This is a genomic window from Bacillus sp. FSL R5-0443 (assembly GCF_038608285.1).
Classification (GTDB): Bacteria; Bacillota; Bacilli; order Bacillales; family Bacillaceae; genus Bacillus; species Bacillus velezensis.
Genome location: NZ_CP152013.1, coordinates 895,372 through 914,098, shown reverse-complemented (window position 1 = coordinate 914,098; position 18,727 = coordinate 895,372). Strand labels below are relative to the sequence as shown.

20 protein-coding genes and 1 tRNA gene are annotated in these 18,727 nt (G+C 46.6%); 4 read left to right on the top strand and 17 right to left on the bottom strand.

All coding sequences use genetic code 11. From position 1 onward, the window contains the following. Positions 1-27: 27 nt before the first annotated feature. The 10 genes from NYE28_RS04705 to queG all read right to left on the bottom strand — a co-directional run bounded on the left by NYE28_RS04705 (position 28) and on the right by queG (position 9,865). The gene (locus tag NYE28_RS04705) at positions 28-693 is read right to left on the bottom strand and encodes an HlyD family secretion protein (RefSeq protein WP_007610259.1); all 666 of its coding nucleotides are present in this window, start codon (positions 691-693) and stop codon (positions 28-30) included. Between the two features lie 36 nt (positions 694-729). Then, entirely contained in the window at positions 730-1,194 is a 465-nt protein-coding gene (locus NYE28_RS04700; RefSeq protein ID WP_003155389.1) for a MarR family transcriptional regulator, read from the bottom strand. A 180-nt stretch (positions 1,195-1,374) separates the two neighbouring features. Further along, on the bottom strand, positions 1,375-2,559 hold the full coding sequence (gene yhbH, locus NYE28_RS04695; protein ID WP_342490318.1) for a sporulation protein YhbH: 1,185 nt from the start codon (positions 2,557-2,559) through the stop codon (positions 1,375-1,377). Positions 2,560-2,749: 190 nt separating this feature from the next. Then, positions 2,750-4,645 carry a serine/threonine protein kinase PrkA gene (gene prkA, locus NYE28_RS04690; protein WP_003155391.1) on the bottom strand — a complete coding sequence of 632 codons (1,896 nt, stop codon included), beginning with the start codon at positions 4,643-4,645 and terminating at the stop codon, positions 2,750-2,752. Between the two features lie 358 nt (positions 4,646-5,003). Further along, a complete protein-coding gene (locus NYE28_RS04685; RefSeq protein ID WP_257726632.1) occupies positions 5,004-5,714 on the bottom strand; it encodes a hypothetical protein in 711 nt (236 codons plus the stop codon). 11 nt (positions 5,715-5,725) lie between these two features. Beyond that, entirely contained in the window at positions 5,726-6,439 is a 714-nt protein-coding gene (locus NYE28_RS04680) for a polymer-forming cytoskeletal protein (protein WP_017417324.1), read from the bottom strand. After that, positions 6,430-7,062, bottom strand: a complete 633-nt coding sequence (locus NYE28_RS04675; protein WP_039062845.1) for a YhbD family protein — start codon at positions 7,060-7,062, stop codon at positions 6,430-6,432. Before NYE28_RS04675 ends, NYE28_RS04680 begins: the two co-directional genes overlap by 10 nt. 136 nt (positions 7,063-7,198) lie before the next feature. Continuing rightward, on the bottom strand, positions 7,199-7,681 hold the full coding sequence (gene trmL, locus NYE28_RS04670; protein WP_007610253.1) for a tRNA (uridine(34)/cytosine(34)/5-carboxymethylaminomethyluridine(34)-2'-O)-methyltransferase TrmL: 483 nt from the start codon (positions 7,679-7,681) through the stop codon (positions 7,199-7,201). A 36-nt stretch (positions 7,682-7,717) separates the two neighbouring features. Beyond that, complete coding sequence (locus tag NYE28_RS04665; RefSeq protein ID WP_012117141.1) at positions 7,718-8,629, bottom strand: amidase domain-containing protein; 912 nt, start codon at positions 8,627-8,629, stop codon at positions 7,718-7,720. A gap of 75 nt (positions 8,630-8,704) precedes the next feature. Next, positions 8,705-9,865, bottom strand: a complete 1,161-nt coding sequence (queG, locus tag NYE28_RS04660; protein WP_015239452.1) for a tRNA epoxyqueuosine(34) reductase QueG — start codon at positions 9,863-9,865, stop codon at positions 8,705-8,707. A gap of 84 nt (positions 9,866-9,949) precedes the next feature. Between queG and NYE28_RS04655 the strand changes: the two genes are divergently transcribed. Continuing rightward, positions 9,950-10,573: a hypothetical protein gene (locus tag NYE28_RS04655; RefSeq protein ID WP_015239451.1), complete on the top strand. Its 624-nt coding sequence runs from the start codon at positions 9,950-9,952 to the stop codon at positions 10,571-10,573. A gap of 90 nt (positions 10,574-10,663) precedes the next feature. On the opposite strand, the gene NYE28_RS04650 is transcribed toward NYE28_RS04655, so the two are convergent. Next, positions 10,664-10,737: transfer RNA gene (locus NYE28_RS04650), tRNA-Gly, on the bottom strand. 190 nt (positions 10,738-10,927) lie between these two features. Here NYE28_RS04650 and NYE28_RS04645 point away from each other — a divergent pair. Next, positions 10,928-11,131: a helix-turn-helix transcriptional regulator gene (locus NYE28_RS04645; RefSeq protein WP_003155407.1), complete on the top strand. Its 204-nt coding sequence runs from the start codon at positions 10,928-10,930 to the stop codon at positions 11,129-11,131. Beyond that, entirely contained in the window at positions 11,128-11,595 is a 468-nt protein-coding gene (locus tag NYE28_RS04640) for a hypothetical protein (RefSeq protein ID WP_012117138.1), read from the top strand. Before NYE28_RS04645 ends, NYE28_RS04640 begins: the two co-directional genes overlap by 4 nt. A gap of 20 nt (positions 11,596-11,615) precedes the next feature. Here the strand turns inward: NYE28_RS04640 and rpsN are convergent, their stop codons facing one another. The 6 genes from rpsN to NYE28_RS04610 form a co-directional block, all read right to left on the bottom strand. After that, complete coding sequence (gene rpsN, locus NYE28_RS04635) at positions 11,616-11,885, bottom strand: 30S ribosomal protein S14 (RefSeq protein ID WP_025284463.1); 270 nt, start codon at positions 11,883-11,885, stop codon at positions 11,616-11,618. A gap of 173 nt (positions 11,886-12,058) precedes the next feature. Further along, positions 12,059-13,195 (bottom strand): FMNH2-dependent alkanesulfonate monooxygenase, encoded by a 1,137-nt coding sequence (gene ssuD, locus NYE28_RS04630; RefSeq protein ID WP_015417089.1) that lies wholly within the window; start codon positions 13,193-13,195, stop codon positions 12,059-12,061. A 24-nt stretch (positions 13,196-13,219) separates the two neighbouring features. Beyond that, on the bottom strand, positions 13,220-14,053 hold the full coding sequence (locus NYE28_RS04625; RefSeq protein WP_337681269.1) for an ABC transporter permease: 834 nt from the start codon (positions 14,051-14,053) through the stop codon (positions 13,220-13,222). Further along, entirely contained in the window at positions 14,053-15,042 is a 990-nt protein-coding gene (locus tag NYE28_RS04620; RefSeq protein ID WP_043021597.1) for an aliphatic sulfonate ABC transporter substrate-binding protein, read from the bottom strand. The genes NYE28_RS04625 and NYE28_RS04620 overlap by 1 nt, the downstream gene beginning before the upstream one ends. Before the next feature lie 15 nt (positions 15,043-15,057). Beyond that, positions 15,058-15,825 carry an ABC transporter ATP-binding protein gene (locus NYE28_RS04615; RefSeq protein WP_043021596.1) on the bottom strand — a complete coding sequence of 256 codons (768 nt, stop codon included), beginning with the start codon at positions 15,823-15,825 and terminating at the stop codon, positions 15,058-15,060. 223 nt (positions 15,826-16,048) lie between these two features. Continuing rightward, positions 16,049-16,984 carry an amidohydrolase family protein gene (locus tag NYE28_RS04610; protein ID WP_039062853.1) on the bottom strand — a complete coding sequence of 312 codons (936 nt, stop codon included), beginning with the start codon at positions 16,982-16,984 and terminating at the stop codon, positions 16,049-16,051. Between the two features lie 256 nt (positions 16,985-17,240). On the opposite strand from NYE28_RS04610, the gene katA reads away from it, so the two are divergent. After that, positions 17,241-18,686, top strand: a complete 1,446-nt coding sequence (gene katA / locus NYE28_RS04605; RefSeq protein WP_342490317.1) for a catalase KatA — start codon at positions 17,241-17,243, stop codon at positions 18,684-18,686. The last annotated feature ends 41 nt before the right edge of the window (positions 18,687-18,727 follow it).

The following is an 18,727-nucleotide window of genomic DNA, read 5'->3' as shown; positions in this document are numbered from 1 at the left end:
CCTTCATGGTTTGATGACTGATCTGTATTATTCAGAGATTTTTACAGATGCGTTCATACCAGGAAGCACCTTGTCAGATGGGTTGCTGAGTGAAATTTTAACAGGAACTTTTTGCGTTACTTTTGTGTAGTTGCCGCTTGAGTTTGAAGAAGGCAGCATATCAAATGTTGAATTTGTCGCATAACCGATTTCTTCTACTGTTCCGTCAAATGTTGTATTAGGGTCGCCGTCAACAATTACGTCTACTTTGTTTCCTACTTCAATGTCTCTAATGTCTGTTTCTTTAATGTTTGCAGTGATGTAAAGGTGTTTCATGTCAATTTCCTGGGCAATTGTCGTACCGGCTTGCACCATTTGGCCGTTTTTCACTTCGTTTTTCACGATTGTTCCATCCATGATGGCTTTTACGTCAGCATTTTGCTGTCCTTTGATTTTTGCAACAACGTCGTTTTTGCTTACTTCTTTCCCCTCATCAAGGTTCCAGTCAGTTACTTTACCCGCAGCAGGAGCTGTGATAGCAGCCATGTCGCCGGCAACTTTTGCTTCATCGGTTTTTACATAGTGTGTGCTTTGATAATAGTAGTAAGCACCTCCGCCTATAATTGCAAGAACAACAATCAAACCGATAATGTTGGTCAGAATTAAACGTCCTCTGTTCATTTTGTTTTCTCCTTTCGTTTCTTCCTCTATCATTTTGTGGAATGATGATAAAAATATGTGGGGATTTTTTTATTTTCCGTTTTTCACTGCACAGCCGTTTGCAAGCTTCGTTAAACTTTCCGCAAGCTTGCGCAGGTACTGCAGTTCAGCGGTATTGAGCTGCCGGTATAAGACCGCCGCTTTTTCGGCATATTGAACAGCAGCTTTCTTTAGAAGTTCTTCCCCCTCTTCGGTTAACTGAATCATAACAACACGCCGGTCGTCGTGATAGTCGCTCCGAACCATTAGGCGGCGCTTATACAGAATATCGGTCATTCTCGTGACAGACGCCGGTTTCAGATCAAGCGACAAAGCCAGCCTTGAAAGCTGCGTGCTTTTGCTCTTATGTATTTTGAACATCAGCAGATACTGCAGCACTGTAATATCAAAAGGTTCAAGAACTGTCTCCAGAATCATTTTCTGCTTTTTGTAAATCGATCTGGAAGTATCAAACAGTTGTTCAAAACTGAGCAAAGCGAGCTCTGATTCAATCACCGTATTTTCACCTCATTCCCTTAATAATAGTTCACAAGATAAAATATTAATAAATGAAAGAAGGTTTGTAAAGAGAAAAGTTTCATTTTTTAAGGATTTTTTTTATGCCGTTTTTTCTCTTTATTTTTAATTTAAAAAAGCCGGGTGAAGAACCGCGGCCGCACGATTCTTCACTCGGCTTTATATTTCATACGATGCTTTGCTTACACCGGCTTCCTCATTTTTAAAAAAGCTTTTCAGCGCTTGAAATACGTCTGATTTCTGTTTCAGGATGTAGTATTTAAATTTATCATCTTTGACATTTTTATAGGCGGACATGAGGGTGGAATGCCTGTTATATTGATTGACCTCACCGTAACAGAACAGATTCGATTTTTTCATGATTTCATTGACGAGCTTTACGCACCGGGCGTTATCCGAAGTCAGGTTATCTCCGTCTGAAAAATGAAACGGATAGATGTTGTAGCGGGCGGGGTCATATTTTTCATCAATTAATTCAAGAGACTTCCGGTAAACGGAGGAACAGATGGTGCCCCCGCTCTCGCCTTTCGAGAAAAAATCTTCTTCGGACACAACCTTCGCTTCCGTATGGTGAGCGATAAATTCGATATCAACCGTTTCATACTTTGTCCGTAAAAATCGTGTCATCCAAAAAAAGAAGCTCCTCGCCATATACTTTTCCCATACGCCCATCGAACCGCTTGTATCCATCATCGCTAAAACGACAGCTTTCGATTCCGGCTTCGTCACATCATTCCATGTTTTGTATTTCAGATCTTCCGGATAAATAGGGTAAAACGACGGCTTGCCTGTCATGGCGTTTCGTTTATAGGCCGACAGCATCGTCCTTTTCTTATCGATATTCCCTGTCAGCCCGGTTTTCCGGATATCATTGAACTCGATATCGGTATGGACGATATTGTCCCTTTCCTTTTGCTGCAGATTCGGCAGTTCTAATTCCTGAAACAGCGCTTCTTCCAGATCCATCAATGAAACTTCCGCTTCATAATAATCCTCGCCTGCCTGATCGCCGGCTCCCTGGCCTTTTCCAGCTCCCTGCTTTTTATCTGCGCCGTCTCTTGCGACAACATCGCCGACTTCGCTGTCGCCGTCGCCTTGGCCGACATGTTTATTTTTATCATAATTATAACGGATTTTATATTCATCAAGCGAACGAATCGGGATTTTCACGACATCTTTTCCGTTGGACATAATAATGCTTTCCTCAGTAACAAGATCCGGAAGGTTGTTTTTTATCGCTTCCTGTACTTTCTTTTGGTGGCGCTGCTGGTCGTCAAAGCCTTTGCGATGGAGGGACCAGTCTTCCTCTGAAATCAAAAAATTTCCGCTGTCATTACGGGACATGAATTCCCCTCCTTAACCGTTATGGTCGTTTTACATGTGTATTCCGGCTTGGTCCTGTTTATGAAACAAGTCCGGCGAAAAGATTTATTTTTATTTTATGCCGGCCGGACTCTCCAATTGACAAACAATTGCGAAAAACAGACAAAAGAACCCGTCCTTTTACAGACGGGCCTCTCAATGAAATCAAACATCAGCGGTTTAACAAGCTTCCGACATACTTCAGCAGTTCATTAGCGCTAGTCGAATTATAGCCGTGTTCATCTATTAACCTTGCCACTACCTCATTGACCTTTTTAAGCTGCTGCTCATCCGGCGTTTTGGTTGAGGTCGTAATTTTCACCACATCTTTTAAGTCTGCGAACAGCTTTTTCTGAATCGCCTCGCGGAGTCTTTCGTGCGAATTATAGTCAAAGCGTTTTCCTTTTCTTGCATAGGCGGATATGCGGATTAAGATTTCTTCGCGGAACGCTTTTTTCGCGTTTTCTGAAATGCCGATCTGCTCTTCAATGGATCTCATCAGTTTTTCGTCAGGATTCATTTCTTCACCCGTCAGCGGGTCGCGGAGCTTATTTTTATTGCAGTACGCTTCCACATTATCTAAATAATTGTCCATGAGAGTTTTAGCGGATTCTTCATATGAATAGACGAACGCCTTCTGCACTTCTTTTTTAGCGATGTCATCGTACTCTTTCCTGGCGGCGGAAATAAAATTCATATACCGCTCTTTGTCCTCGGCGGAGATCGACGGATGCTGGTCAAGTCCTTCTTTTAAGGAACGCAGCACGTCAAGCGAATTGATCGATTCCATATTTTTTCTGATAATTGTTGAGGAAATGCGGTTGATGACATAGCGCGGGTCAATTCCGCTCATTCCTTCATCATGGAATTCCTTCTTCATATCCTCAAGATCAACGGAATTGTAACCTTCAACGCTTTCTCCGTCATAAAGCCTCATTTTTTTGACGAGATCAATATCAGAGCGGTTCGGTTCCTTCAGCCGGGTCAAAATAGAAAACATCGCGGCCACTTTTAATGTATGGGGGGCGATGTGTACGTCAGAAACATCACTTTCAGAAATCATTTTTTCATAAATCCGTTCTTCCTCTGACACCTTTAAATTATAAGGAACAGGCATCACGATGATCCTGGAGTGAAGGGCTTCATTTTTCTTATTGGCAATAAACGAGCGGTACTCCGTTTCGTTCGTATGCGCAACAACCAATTCGTCGGCTGAGATGAGCGCAAACCGTCCGGCTTTGAAATTCCCTTCCTGCGTGAGTGACAGAAGGTGCCACAGAAATTTTTCATCGCATTTCAGCATTTCCTGAAACTCCATCATTCCGCGGTTCGCTTTATTTAATTCACCGTCAAACCGATAAGCGCGCGGATCTGATTCTGAGCCGTATTCGGCAATTGTTGAAAAATCAATACTCCCCGTCAAGTCGGCGATATCCTGTGATTTCGGGTCAGACGGGCTGAAGGTTCCGATTCCGGTACGTTTATCCTCCGAGAAGAATATACGTTCAACCTTTACATCCTCAATTCTGCCGCCGTATTCTTCTTCAAGCCGCATGACATTAAGCGGAGAAAGGCTGCCCTCAATTCTGATGCCGTATTCTCTGTAGAAGTCGTCGCGCAGATGATGGGGAATGAGATGGAGAGGATCTTCATGCATCGGGCAGCCTTTAATGGCGTAAACAGCGCCGTTGTCTGTCAATGAGTAGGCTTCAAGCCCTTTTTTCAGCATGGTGACAAGAGTTGACTTTCCGCCGCTGACGGGTCCCATCAATAGTAAAATCCGTTTTCTTACATCGAGCCGCTTGGCAGCCGGGTGAAAGTATTCCTCCACGAGCCGTTCCAGAGATTCCTCAAGGCCGAACAGCTCCCGCGAGAAAAAGCTGTATGTCTTTTTACCGTCATCCTCCTCGATTCCGCTGTCTTTTATCATATTAAAAACGCGAGAATGAGCAGACTGCGCGACCAATGGATTTTCTTTTATGATCTCCAAATAATCAGCGAACGTCCCTTCCCATTTGAGACGCTGCTCTTCCTCTCTGTACTTTTCAATTTTCTTTAATATATCCATAAGAACCTCCTCTATCATGGTTAATGCACTAGAAATAAGGTACTTTGTTACAATCTATGCGGTGACGTGATAATACATGCTTTTCGTTTCTTAAAAATAAAGACGTTACAAGGCCGTCATTGACAAGGGTCCGGTGCACCGTTCATAATGAAAGAAATACAGTTTCATCCAGACTCGGACATCAAATGGAAAAGCAAAGAGGAGGAGAAATGATGAAAACGATCATTTTACTTGGGGTCATTCTCACTTTTTTAGTATCCATTTTTACGGCGGGTTACGACAGCAAACCTGAAAACAAATAACGGCAAAAGGGTGCTCTTTATGAAGAGCACCCTTTCCTATACAACATAACAATGTTTCATATTTGAATATGTTCTTGGACAGTTGATTTTTCATGAGATTTGCAGCTTGTTTGATACTCTATTTTTCCGATTTTGCAGCCCGGGCCAATTTCCACATGCTTTCCTCTGACGATGTCCGCTTCCGTGTATTCGAGGTAAATTGCGTCTCCTTCGATCAATTCAGCAGAAAGCGTGCCGGCTTTCCGTTTAAGAAAACCAGGTTTCCGTCTGACGGTGATCGATGTGCCGCCGATTTCTTTCACGCGGCTTCGGTCATAACGCAAATGGATGTTTACGTCCCCCGCGTTTAACAATCCCGCCACATTGATACATCCTGTTACATGAAACAGCTCCGTCTCGCAATCGCCGCCGACGGTGAGACTGCCTTTTATATGACACTGCTCTCCCGCGGCCCCGCCGCCAATTTCAGCAAGTCCTTTCAGCCTCATCGTGGCGAAACGCATGGAGCCGCCGACTTTCAATGTGCCCATCACATTTGCTGAACGTGCTGATAAATCTCCTGCAACTTCATGCTCTCCGAAAATTTTCAGCCTGTTGATCTCGGCATCTCCGAGAAAAAGTCCCGTACCGAATATCCGGCAGCGTTCACTTTGAAGTCCTTCGCCGACAGTTCCTTCCCCTTTAATGCTTACATTTTGATAGGAGCCGCCGGAGGCGTGTCCGGCTCCGTACATTTTTAAATGACTCAATTTTTTTGTCGTTTCCATCGCAGTTCCTCCTATCGTTTCACGACTTTGTTAACCAAAGCGGAAGGATCACATGTAAAATCGCCGCTGTATTCCACAGTCCCAATGGTGCAGCCTGCGCCGATCCGCACATGATTTCCGCGGACTGTCTTCGCGTTCGTGTCCGCCAATTCAATGATGTCACCTTCAATCAGCTCCGCTGTCAGCACCGGGGCCGGCATCAGCTTAAAACGCGTAAGCACGCTCTTTCTGCTCATCACTTTCAAATGGCGGCAGCCGATCTCTTTCACATGGCTTTCTCCCGCCGCCAGCTTAATACTGACTTCATCGGCATTCAGCAGGCCGCCGATCTTACATTTGCCTTCCGAACGGAACGTCTCTGTCTCGCAATCGCCTTCAATCCCGGCTTTCCCGGATATGAAAATATCATCAGCTTTCACACCGCCGCCGAAAGATGAAAATCCCGCGACGTTCAGCCGCTCCGTTTTGACATCACCTTTAATGACACCCGTTCCATTGATTCGGATGGATTCAGCTTCGGCACTGCCGGAAATTTTCCCCGAACCGCTGATCGTCAGCGTTTGCGTCTTGACATGTCCGTCTGTTTTTCCGCTGCCGTTAAACAAAAAGCTCGCGCACTCCACATCACCTGACACCGTGCCGCTTCCGTTGATCTCCACTGTATGAAAACGGCCTCCTTTTGAACTTCCTGAACCGTTGATGATTAATTTATCTGTTACTTCCATTGATGGTCCTCCTGCATCCATTTCGTTTTTAATTCTTCCGATGCCGCAGCAAGCGCCACCCGTTCAACCACTTTGACAGTCGGTTCAAATAAAATATGTTCCGCGTCTGCGATGAAGCACGTCGTTACGCCAAGCTTTCGGAGCATGACAAGCTCCGTATTTGCTTTCAGTTCGGAAGCCTCATATGTTTTCAGCACCCCTGCCGCCAATTTTCCTTCCTCAAGGCTGATATTGCCCGATTGCAAAAGCCCTTCAAGCACATATAAAGACAGCAGCGGGCGGGACGTGAATGTCACGCCGTCTTCGCCATAAACTTGCAGCGCAGCCTTTGAAATCAGTCCTTTTTGAAGCAGCTCCGCAGACGTTATATTGACATCAGTCATTTGCGGAGACAGCATTTCTCTCATTTCATCCAAAGACAGATTTTCTTTCATTTTCTGTATTTTTGAGATACGTTTTAATATTTCCGCTCTCGGAAAAAATGTTTCCTGGCCTGTAAATGTTGATTTTCGGATAAACCATTCTTCAGGAATTAAATTTTTCCGTTTCCAGCGGTACAGCTGCCCGTATGAGATTGATGTTTCTTCCAGCAATTCTTTTTTAGAAATCAGTTGTTCCTCCATGAATCCAGCTCCTTCAATGAAAGTATTGTAACATAACACTGTTACGTTGTTAAGCCTGAAATATAAAAATGCTGTGAACAGCTGCTGTCCGTCTTTTTTATTGAATAAAAAAAACGCCCGGATGCGGGCGTTTTTTTCACGTCAAATCTCTGTAATTTTGCTGGCGCAGCGCTTCATATACAAGAATCGCGGCCGTGTTGGACAGGTTTAATGATCTCACATGCTCGGTCATCGGCAGACGCAGGCAGCGGTCCATATTGTTTTCGATCAATTCTTTCGGAAGTCCGCTCGTTTCTCTGCCGAATACGAAGAAAAAGTCTTCCTCCGTATTTGAGTAATCAAATGATGTGTGCGGCTTTTGGCCGAATTTTGTAATGAAGAAAAACTTTCCGTTCTCATATGCCTCAAATAACTCTTCCAATGAATCATGATATACGACGTTGACGAACTCCCAATAATCGAGTCCGGCGCGCTTCAGCATTTTATCATCGGTCGAGAATCCGAGCGGGCGGATCAAATGAAGCGTTGTGTCTGTTGCCGCACAAGTACGTGCGATATTTCCCGTATTGGCCGGGATTTCGGGTTGATATAAAACGACATGTAATGCCACGATGTTCACCTCTGTTTTTTATTCCGCCCACCATTATATCATTAATTACTCTTTTGTCGTATCATCCGTAATATGAAAAAACGCATATCTGATGGAAGGAGTATACGCCGTTGAATCCTCATATGACCAATATCTCATTCTGCTGTCATACGTTTGGGCATTGACAAGCGGCATATTGCTTTTATCTTTCGCGACCACGATCGCCGTATGATTAAAACGGCCGTCCCCTTCAAAATCATAGCAAATGATATCTCCGGGCATCAGTTCTTCGGCTCTTGATACTTGCACCGCGCGAAGCCCTGCCTTGGATTGGGCCAGATACATCTTCATCGAATGCGCGACCGTCCAACTGTAGCTCCACGAGCTTGCCTTCATCCACCAGCCTGAGCCTCTGTTCGGATGCCCCCGCATCGGTGCTTTTCCGGCATGTAAACATTGAGAAATAAAATTGGTGCAGTTGTCGCTGAAATTTTTATAAGCGGGATTTCGTTTATTCCAAAACTTCTCCGCGTACTGCACGGCAGCCAGACGGTCGTATTGAAACGCCCGCCCGAAATCTTCCCGTTCACTCCGCTCATATTCAATTACGCTGTTTCCGTCAGAAAATCCCGCCGGTTTTTTCTTTACTTCCCGGTCTTTAATCAAAAGCTGATCATAGAGAAATGCAGTCCGTTCCTCAATCTGCTCTTCTAAGTAAAGGTGTCCGTCATGCTCCTTGCACAAATATTCGAAATGAATCGTGTACATGACGCATAACGTGCCGTCGTCCTCAAGGCTGCTTTTGACAATGACGGCTTTTGCCTTCGCTTTCACGATGTCAACTTTCCGTTTTTCAAACAGCTCTTTTTTTCTCGTCAGGACCTCAAGATCGCCGGGCTGCCCATTGTGCCTCATCTCGGTTCCGTTGATTAAATAATGAAGCCGGGCCTCCGCTAAATCTTCAATAATATGCTTCAAGCGCTCCACCCACCATACTGTTTTATAAAGAAAAACACTTGAACTCACGCCAAGTGCTTTTTCTCTATACATATGTCAGGACCGGCCGGTTTTAGTCTTATCAGAAACCGATAACAGCTCCAGTCCCTTTTCAATTTCCCGTATAGCTTCCTCATCCTGCTCCTTTTGAAGCGCTTTTTCTAATTCCCCCGCATAATCAGGATCACCGATTTTCCCGATGGCCCAGGCGGCCGTCCCTCTGATAACGGGGCGCGGATCTTGGTGCATCAAGGCCGTTAATTCCGGAAGAGACGAGGCATCTTTAAAATGAGCCAAAGCTAAAATCGCATTCCGCTGTATCGGCTTCTTGCCGCGCCATGATCCCGATACATGTCCGAATTTTTCTTTGAATTCGCGGTTGCTTATGGTCAAAAGCGGCTTTAACAGCGGCTTTGCGATTTCCGGATCAGGCTCCATCTGCGGATGAAGATGAAAATCTTTCCCCTTATTAATCGGACAGACCGTCTGGCACGTGTCACAGCCATACAGACGGTTTCCGATTTTCGTGCGGAACTCATCCGGCAAAAATCCCTTTGTCTGGGTCAGGAACGAAATACAGCGCTGGGCGTTAAGCTGTCCGGGATTGACGAGTGCGCCGGTCGGACACGCGTCTAAACATTTTGTGCACGTACCGCACATATCTTCAATCGGCACATCCGGTTCAAAGGGCAGATTGGTGATCATTTCAGCCAGATAGACGTAAGAGCCGTATTCAGGCGTGGTGATCATGCAGTTTTTGGCGCTGAAGCCGATTCCCGCCCGTTCAGCCACGGCCCTGTCGGACAATTCTCCTGTATCCACCATTGACTTCGTGCGGATATCCTCATGTTTGCTTTGGAGAAAATTCTCCAGCAGATCAAGCTTTTCCCTCAGCACGTCATGATAATCCTTCCCCCAGGAAGCTCTGCAAAAAATGCCGCGCCGCCCGTCCCTCGTGCTCCTCGGCGCATCTTTCATTTTGGAAGGATACGCAAGGGCGATGGCGACGATTGATTTGGCTTTCGGGAGAAGCAAAGACGGAGTAACCCGTTTTTCAATATCCGGCTCTTCAAAACCGGATAAATAGCCGAGTGATTCCTGAAGAATCAGCCGGTCCCGCAGACTGTCGAACGTATCAGCCGTCGTAAACCCGATTTTGTCGACTCCGATGCTTTTGGCGTATTCGATTAATTCCTCTTTCAGTTTATGAATATTCATTTTTTGCACAGCCTCCTTTCTTTGTGATCAGGCTCCCGCACAGGTATAATAGAGTTTTATCATCCCGAAATGGAGTGAACACACTTGAACATCAGTTTAGATCCACTTATTGCTGAACGGGTGCCGGGGATCAAAGCGGCAGCCGTCTTATATGAACAGATCGAAGTCGGGCCTGCTCCGCAAATGCTGAAAGGCCGCCTCCGTTTATTTCAAGAATCTCTTTACTTTGATTATGCTGACGGCGGTATAGAAGAGCAGCCTTTTGTAAAAGAGTGGGCGCGTATAATGGAACAGCTCAGTCCCGCCTTTTCAGGACAAAAAACGCCGATGGAGCTTATGCTCGGCGATATTTCCCGGGAACGATTCATTGAAAGTGTGAATTCAGCCCATGATACCATACTTTTTTTCTCCTTGAAATATTCATTGCCTATCATGGCGTATGACGCCGCAGAAATAGATGAACCGATTTCGATTACGATCGGAGAAAAAGAAAGCGTACTGTCTTTCTCCGGCCCGGACGGCGTTTTCGGCGACTTCACCGGACATATCAATACACGCCCTGTCACGCCCGGCACAAGGAAAATGCTGCAGCTGATCTTTTTCCCGCCTTCATTTCATGCCGACGCGGCGGATGAGCTGCTATCATCCTTAACCAAAATGTTTGAACAAATTCACGGAGGCACGCATACCGTCTCTTGGCTTTCATAAAAAGACACGCCTTTCGTGTCTTTTTTCACATAAAAAAACGCAATACTTCGTTTATCAGAGAAACGAAACACTGCGTTAATAACGTATGTATGGAGCGGGTGATGAGAATCGAACTCACGACATCAGCTTGGAAGGCTGAGGTTTTACCACTAAACTACACCCGCATCAAAATTATTTTTTGTCAGTACCGATTTGATGTTTCTAATATTACATGTTTATTTTTTTTTCGTCAAGGGAATGTTAAAAAATTTGTCGAAAAAAATTCTTTTTTTGTCCACATGTTAAGTTGGGTTTACATTTTGTTAAGAGTCTCATACAATATAAAAAAGAAGAAAACTTGAGGTACGCCTGATGATGAAAAATAAAGTAAAAGAGCTGAGAGCCAGATTCGGCTATTCTCAGGAAACGCTCGGAAAAGAAGCCGGAGCCACCAGACAGACGATTGCAGCGATTGAAAAAGGAGATTATGTGCCTTCACTTTTATTGGCGCTTAACATCTGCCGGGCTTTCTCCCTGCCGATGGAGGAAGTTTTCTGGCTGGAGGAGGAGAAAAAATGAGTTTGAAAAGAAAAGCGTGTTTTCACCTTGCACTCTACGGATTGGCCTGCTGGACACTTATTTCCTTTATGGAAGCGGCGCCGCGGATCGCTCAGTTTTTCCAAACGGAGGGGAGCGGTTCATTTGAGCTGAATATCACGCCGTTTCTGCTGTTTACCGTTTGTGCCGCATTGTATATCTATGCCGAAAAGAAAAAACGAAACGGCAAAAAGCACAGGCTTGTGCCCGATGAATTTGAGGAGCAGGATGAAAGAGAACGAATGATGACGGCTAAAGCTTGCCGTTCCTCGTATATCGCCGTTTACTTCTCATTGCCGGCCGCAGCCGTTCTGCTTTTGTTTTATCCGCTGATTCAGCCGCATCTTCCCTTTTTTCCGATTCTTTTGATTTTCATTCTGATGATGATTCAGCATTTGGCTTATGTTTTCACTTTTCATAAGCACGGCAAAAACTCCGGTTCATGACAGATCCGGAGTTTTTTACATTACCAGCTCGCTTTTTTCACCCCGGGAATCCGGCCTTTATGGGCCAGCTCCCTGAATGCGATTCTGGACAGTTTAAATTTTCTCATATATCCGCGGGGCCGCCCCGTCACCGTACAGCGGTTATGAAGCCTGCCCGGAGCAGAATCACGCGGCAGTTTGCTCAGCGCTTCCCAGTCTCCTTTTGCCTTTAATTCTCTTCGGATGTCCGCATATTGTTCAACAAGCTTCTGCCGCTTGAGCTCTTTGATCACTTTTGATTTTTTTGCCATTTCAGCACTCCTATCAAATCGTAATTGTTACGTTTTGTATCATATCATCCATATGAGCATCGTGCAAGCTAAGCGCTTAAAAAGGCGGGTGAATACCCGCCTTCACTGCCGGCATTTCCCCGGAAATGAAACCGCAGAAAGCGCCCGCCGTCAATTATCGCCTTGCGACGTCATCAGACTGTCGCTTTATTTCCTCTTGCAAAATGGTCGTTGCCCATTGCTTCACCCAGTCTGCGCTCAAGCTTTTTAGTCCGTTCATTCTGAAACGGCAGAAGCGGAAACACGAGTTCAGCCAGATAATAAGCTTCTTCCAGATGCGGGTAGCCTGAAAAGATAAACGTCTCAATGCCGAGTGCCTGATACTCTAAAATTCGAGCAGCGACAGTCTGCGGATCACCGACAAGCGCCGTGCCCGCTCCGCCTCTGACCAGTCCGATGCCGGCCCAGAGATTCGGGCTGATCTCAAGCTTCGAGCGGTCACCGTTATGGAGATCGGCCATCCGTTTTTGTCCCGATGAATCAGCGCGCCGAAGCGCAGCCTGCGCTTTCGCAATCGTCTCTTCGTCTAAGTGGCTGATTAATCGATCAGCCGCTTCCCATGCCTCTTCCTCAGTCTCCCGGACAATCACGTGAAGTCTGATGCCAAAACGCATCGTCCTTCCTTCCTTGGCAGCCTGTTTTTTAACGGTTTCAATCTTTTCTTTTACCTGCTCCGGCGGCTCTCCCCATGTTAAATAGACATCTGTATGTTTCGCCGCAGCCTCAATTCCCGCCTGTGATGAACCGCCGAAATATAATGGCGGATGCGGAGACTGCTTTGGCGGAAACAGCAGATTGCTGTTTTCCACTTTGATATGGTCCCCTTCATATGTCACCGTTTCGCCCCGCATGAGTCCGCGCCAGACGGTTAAAAATTCTTCAGTCGCCTTATAACGTTCATCGTGGCTGATAAACATGCCGTCTCCCGCCAGTTCATAAGGATCTCCGCCCGCTACGACATTTACGAGCAAACGGCCGTCTGACAGCCGGTCCATTGTCGACGCCATTCTCGCGGCGACAGACGGCTGCATCAGTCCCGGACGGACCGCCACTAAAAATTTCAAGTCACTCGTTTCCCCCGCTAAAGCGGCAGCCGTCAGCCACGGGTCTTCACATGATCTCCCCGTCGGCAGCAGAACCCCCGTATACCCGAGTCTGTCCGCCGCCTGTGCCACTTGCTTAAAATAAAGATGATCCGCCGTTCTCCCTCCCGTTTGCGTCCCTAAATACCGGCCGTCACCATGCGTCGGAATAAACCAAAGAATCTCCATATGAATCTCTCCTTTTTTAATAGGTTACCCTTCATAACTGTTCCGCCATTTTAATAGTTTCCGTTCGAGCATTCTGACCAATGCATCTGTCAGCTTGCCGACAGCCGCAAAAATGATAATGCCGGCAAACACCTTATTTGTCTGTGAAAATTGTCTGGCATCCATAATCATATAACCGACGCCCTCGCTCGAGCCCATCAGTTCCGCCACCACAAGACCGAGCCACGCGATGCCTAGAGAGAGCCTGATGCCGAGCAGGATATTCGGCAGAGATGCCGGAAGAATTAATTTTGTCATCTGCTGATACCAGTTAAATTCCAGCACCCGCGCGACGTCAAACAGCTTCGCGTCCACACTGCGGATTCCGAGAAATGTATTAATGTACACGGGGAAAAAAGCCCCCAATGCGATCAGCAGAATTTTTGATGTCTCATCAAACCCGAACCACAAAATGAACAGAGGAGTCACGGCCAAGTGCGGAACCGTTCTGAGCATTTGCAGAGACAGATCAAGATATGCTTCCGTCCGCTTTGAAAAACCGACCAGCAGCCCGAAAACAAGCCCGAGGCCAGCGCCAAGCAGAAATCCGGCAGCCGCCCGGTATAAGCTGATCTCTAAATGACCCCAAAGCTCACCTGAAAGAAGAAGTTCCTGAAACGTCTGCAAGATGACGACAGGTGACGGGAGCACCGTTGTCGAGACGATGCCCAGACTTGCGATAACCTGCCATACTGCGATGACCGCAGCCGGGAGTACAACCCCTTTCATCCATTGGTATGAATACTTCCGGGAAGTTGCCAGAGCTTTCTTTTCTGATTGGCTTATTGCGCCGGCAGCCGTTGATGCTTCTGCTTTCATTACTTGCCATCCCCCGTTTCAAGCGCTTTTTTAATAAATGAATTGTCGACAACGTCTTTTACATGAATTTTCTTATGAATCGCTTTTGTTTGATATTGAAAATCAGCGGTTTCCTGCTGGGCTTTGACAATATCATCATTGATCGGTTCATTGAGAGGCTCAGTATTGTTAAGCACGTTTCTGACGACTTTCGGATCAAGATGTTTGATTTTCGCATATAAGGAGACAGCTTCATCTTTGTGTTCCTTTTGCCATGCAACTGCTTTATTGAACACTTTCAGAAAACGGACAACCTCATCCGGGTGTTCTTTGGAAAATCCCGTTCTGACTAACGTGAAACCGGGAGAATATAAATCTGTGCTTTCTCCGTTCGCCAATATTTCCGCCCCGTGCTGCAGCGTTTCAATTGACAAATACGGCTCCCAAATGGACCATGCGTCAACTGATTTGTTTTCAAAAGCGGAAACCGCCTCATCAGGCTGAAGCTGGATGATGGTGACGTCATCGGCGGAAAGCCCCGCTTTATCTAAAGCTTTATAGAGAAAATCAAAGCCGCTGCTGCCTTTGGCTACAGCGATTTTTTTACCTTTCAATTCTTTCAGGCTCTGAATCCCGCTGCCCTTGTTTACGAGAATGCCATTTGCCTTTAACCCGTCCTGAGACAGCCCGATCTCTTTAAAATCAATTCCAGCCGCCTGACCGGAAATGACCGGTGAATTGCCGACCTGGGAAAAATCAAGCTTATCGGCGGCAAGACCTTCAAACTGCGGAGGACCGCTTTGGAATTCGACCCATTTTACTTTTATTCCGTCTTTTTTGAAGGCCTCTTCAAACCAGCCTTTTTCCTTGGCAATGAGAAGCGGGCTTAAACTCTGCTGGATGCCGATCCGGATTTCTTTCACCGTTTTCCCGCTCCCTCCTGTCCCGTTTGCACTGCATCCGGCTGATATCATGACTGCTGCGGCTAAAAGAATGATGATTTTTTTCACTTCGCTTCGTCCCTTCTATATCCCGGACCCATCCGCAAACCGGAGGTCTTCCGTTTTCTCAAACTCAGAAAGCACCTTCTGCCGGACGGCCTGAAAATCCGCTGACGTCCGATTGCGCGGATGCGGAAGCTGAATCGGCATCAGGCTGTGCAGCCGGCCGGGCTTTGCCCTGAGGATCGCCAGCTTATCGCCTAAATAGACGGATTCATCAATATCATGCGTGACCAGAATCATCGTCGTTTTTTTCTCGCGCCATATATCAAGCAGCACATCCTGCAAATGTTTTCTCGTAAAAGCGTCAAGCGCCCCGAACGGTTCATCTAAAAGCAGCACCTCCGGTTCGCGCAAAAGAGCTCTGGCGATGGCAACCCGCTGCGACATGCCGCCGGATAATTCGCGCGGATAAGCGTTCTCCGCTCCCTGCAGCCTGACAACCTCAATCAGATCATCCACTTTTTTCCGAACGGCCGGGTCGTTCATATTGAGATCGGCAGCGATGTTTTGTTTTACCGTCAGCCAGGGAAACAGCCGGTGCTCCTGAAAGATAAATCCCTGCCGGATGCCCGGTCCCGACACATTGCGGCCGTTTATTGTGACAAAGCCTTTATAATCGGTATCAAGACCGGCAATCAATTTTAAAAGCGTGCTTTTGCCGCATCCGCTCGGACCGATGACAGTCAAAAATTCTCCCGATGCAATTGACAGCTCAATATCATTCAGCACCGGCGTTTTCCGGCCTTCATGCTCAAAAGCTTTTTCTTGTATGCTGATGGTTACAGCCATCTGTCTTCCCCCTCTCTTTTTGCCGCGTGCGATCGAAAAACAAAAAGGCCCCCATCTCCGATTGCTTGCAGAGATGGGAGCCTTCGGCGGTCCGATCGGCAACCCGTTTGTTTTTAAATTTGAATATCATGTTAATTCAAATTATTCCGACTTGTCAACTGTTTTTTATAAGGATTAAAATACGCCCTCCGGCATAACCCCGCCAGAGAGCGCATCGGCTGTATCACGTATTTACTTCCTTTTCTTGACGGGCGATTTTCAATAATGTCCGCGCGTTGTTGCCGAAAATGTTTTCTATATCTTCTTCCCGCATATTGATTTCCCGGCAGGTCCTCACCTGCTCCTGAAGATATCTGTATACATATCCTCTCGGAAATCCGTTCGAATCCGTCCCGAAGATGATCCGTTCAGCACCGATTAATTCAGATGTCTTTCGAAACAGAATTTCCAAATCAAGCGGGTACGGCATCCACCTCATCCACTGATTTGAGCCGGACGTGTCAATATACACATTCGGGCAGCTCCAGCACAGCTGCAGCAGTTCCTGATAATATCCGGCGCCGAAATGCGGAATGATGAACGGTATATCAGCATACTCTCTCGCGACGCGATAGATGGAGAGCGGGTTGATGTTGCGATGGCTGACAATGCCCCCCGCTCTTCCTAAAAGCCCGAAGTGAATTAATACAGGCAGCCTTTTGTCAGCCAGATACGTCCACAGCTTTTTCAGCGACGGATCATGAAAATCGATGTCTGTCAGCGGCCCGAACAGTTTATATCCTTTCAGACCGAGCTCTTCTACCGCTCTTTTCAGCTCTTCATACGCATCCTCCCGCTCCAAAGGATGATATGCAAATCCGGTAAATCTCGCGGGATTGGCTTGAATAAACGCCGCCATCCGGTCATTGCTCTCTGCTGTTAAAAAATTCAGCACGTCAATGCCGTACTTATCTAATTCATTCTCCCATCTTGTCATCAAAGCGATTTCGCCGTCATCGCCCTCAACATCATGCGGATCAGGAAAATCCCAAGTCAGATTCATTCTATCTGACCGCTCCCGGTTATAATCGGAAAATGTCTTATCGTTTTTGCCGAAATAAAGGCTGTACGGCAGATGACCGTGAATATCGACAGGTTTAAAATGCTGCCGGAAAAGCATACAATCGCCGCCTCCCTTACCGCCTGACAATAAAAAAAGGCCCTTATCCAGTGAAGAATAAAAGCCTCTTGTGTCCAAGTCAGCGGTTTCTATTTTTCCTCATCTTAAACCCATTATTCCCGTCAGTCAAGTAAGCTTTCAAATCCAAACCCTTTTTTCGATAATAAAAATAATTATTTTATAATCATTATAAAATAATATTGACTTTTTAATGATAGGTGATATTATGTTTTTATAAATCTAAAGAGGTGATCACATGAGTTCAAATAAATTGACAACCAGCTGGGGCGCTCCTGTCGGAGATAACCAAAACTCAATGACGGCCGGCGATCGCGGTCCTGCTTTAATACAAGACGTCCATCTGCTTGAGAAATTGGCGCACTTTAACAGAGAACGCGTTCCCGAGCGTGTCGTTCACGCAAAAGGCGCGGGCGCACACGGTTATTTTGAAGTCACAAATGACGTTACAAAATATACGAAAGCCGCATTTCTGTCAGAAGTCGGTAAACGCACGCCGCTCTTCATCCGTTTCTCAACCGTTGCGGGCGAACTGGGCTCTAGTGACACAGTGCGCGACCCGCGCGGATTTGCCGTTAAGTTTTATACAGAAGAAGGAAACTACGACATCGTCGGAAACAATACACCCGTGTTCTTCATCCGCGATGCCATCAAGTTCCCTGACTTTATCCATACACAAAAAAGAGATCCGAGAACACATCTGAAAAACCCGACGGCCGTTTGGGATTTCTGGTCTCTGTCACCGGAATCCCTGCACCAGGTCACCATTCTGATGTCAGACCGGGGCATTCCGGCGACTCTTCGCCATATGTACGGATTCGGAAGCCATACATTTAAATGGACAAATGATAAAGGCGAAGGCGTCTGGATCAAATATCACTTTAAAACAGAGCAAGGCGTGAAAAACCTTGATGTTAATACAGCCGCAAAAATCGCGGGCGAAAATCCCGATTACCATACGGAAGATTTGTTCAATGCGATTGAAAACGGCGATTTCCCCGCATGGAAATTATATGTTCAAATAATGCCGTTAGAAGACGCAAACACATATCGCTTTGATCCGTTTGACGTCACAAAAGTATGGTCTCAAAAAGACTATCCGCTCATTGAAGTCGGCCGCATGGTTCTGAACCGCAATCCGGAAAATTACTTTGCGGAAGTAGAACAGGCGACGTTCTCTCCCGGCAATTTAGTCCCCGGCGTCGACGTCTCACCTGACAAAATGCTTCAAGGCCGGTTGTTCGCATACCATGACGCGCATCGCTACCGTGTCGGCGCGAACCATCAGGCGCTGCCGATCAACCGTTCCCGCAATGAAGTGAAAAACTATCAGCGTGACGGACAAATGCGTTTTGATGATAACGGCGGCCGCTCTGTCTATTACGAGCCTAACAGCTTCGGCGGCCCGAAAGAGTCACCTGAAGATAAACAGGCGGCATATCCTGTATCAGGTTTCGCTGACAGTGTAAGCTATAATCATCATGATCATTACACACAAGCCGGCGACCTGTACCGCCTGATGAGCGAAGAAGAGCGCGCGCGCCTTGTCGCCAATATCGTCAGTGCGATGAAACCTGTGGAAAAAGAAGAAATTAAGCTGCGCCAGATCGGCCACTTCTACAAAGCTGATCCTGAATACGGCAGACGCGTTGCCGAAGGACTCGGACTGCCATCACCAAAATAACATCAAAAAACCTGCCGGTCTGCCCGGCAGGTTTTTCCTGT

Bases quoted from the DNA above. Each gene is read 5' to 3' on its own strand.
- yhbH (WP_342490318.1), bottom strand. From the start codon at position 2,559: ATGTCCCGTAATGACAGCGGAAATTTTTTGATTTCAGAGGAAGACTGG.
- NYE28_RS04625 (WP_337681269.1), bottom strand. From the start codon at position 14,053: ATGAAAGCAGAAGCATCAACGGCTGCCGGCGCAATAAGCCAATCAGAA.
- rpsN (WP_025284463.1), bottom strand. From the start codon at position 11,885: ATGGCAAAAAAATCAAAAGTGATCAAAGAGCTCAAGCGGCAGAAGCTT.
- NYE28_RS04685 (WP_257726632.1), bottom strand. From the start codon at position 5,714: ATGGAAACGACAAAAAAATTGAGTCATTTAAAAATGTACGGAGCCGGA.
- NYE28_RS04705 (WP_007610259.1), bottom strand. From the start codon at position 693: ATGATAGAGGAAGAAACGAAAGGAGAAAACAAAATGAACAGAGGACGT.
- katA (WP_342490317.1), top strand. From the start codon at position 17,241: ATGAGTTCAAATAAATTGACAACCAGCTGGGGCGCTCCTGTCGGAGAT.
- NYE28_RS04610 (WP_039062853.1), bottom strand. From the start codon at position 16,984: ATGCTTTTCCGGCAGCATTTTAAACCTGTCGATATTCACGGTCATCTG.
- NYE28_RS04645 (WP_003155407.1), top strand. From the start codon at position 10,928: ATGAAAAATAAAGTAAAAGAGCTGAGAGCCAGATTCGGCTATTCTCAG.
- NYE28_RS04640 (WP_012117138.1), top strand. From the start codon at position 11,128: ATGAGTTTGAAAAGAAAAGCGTGTTTTCACCTTGCACTCTACGGATTG.
- NYE28_RS04615 (WP_043021596.1), bottom strand. From the start codon at position 15,825: ATGGCTGTAACCATCAGCATACAAGAAAAAGCTTTTGAGCATGAAGGC.
- NYE28_RS04675 (WP_039062845.1), bottom strand. From the start codon at position 7,062: ATGGAGGAACAACTGATTTCTAAAAAAGAATTGCTGGAAGAAACATCA.
- NYE28_RS04680 (WP_017417324.1), bottom strand. From the start codon at position 6,439: ATGGAAGTAACAGATAAATTAATCATCAACGGTTCAGGAAGTTCAAAA.
- ssuD (WP_015417089.1), bottom strand. From the start codon at position 13,195: ATGGAGATTCTTTGGTTTATTCCGACGCATGGTGACGGCCGGTATTTA.
- prkA (WP_003155391.1), bottom strand. From the start codon at position 4,645: ATGGATATATTAAAGAAAATTGAAAAGTACAGAGAGGAAGAGCAGCGT.
- queG (WP_015239452.1), bottom strand. From the start codon at position 9,865: ATGAATATTCATAAACTGAAAGAGGAATTAATCGAATACGCCAAAAGC.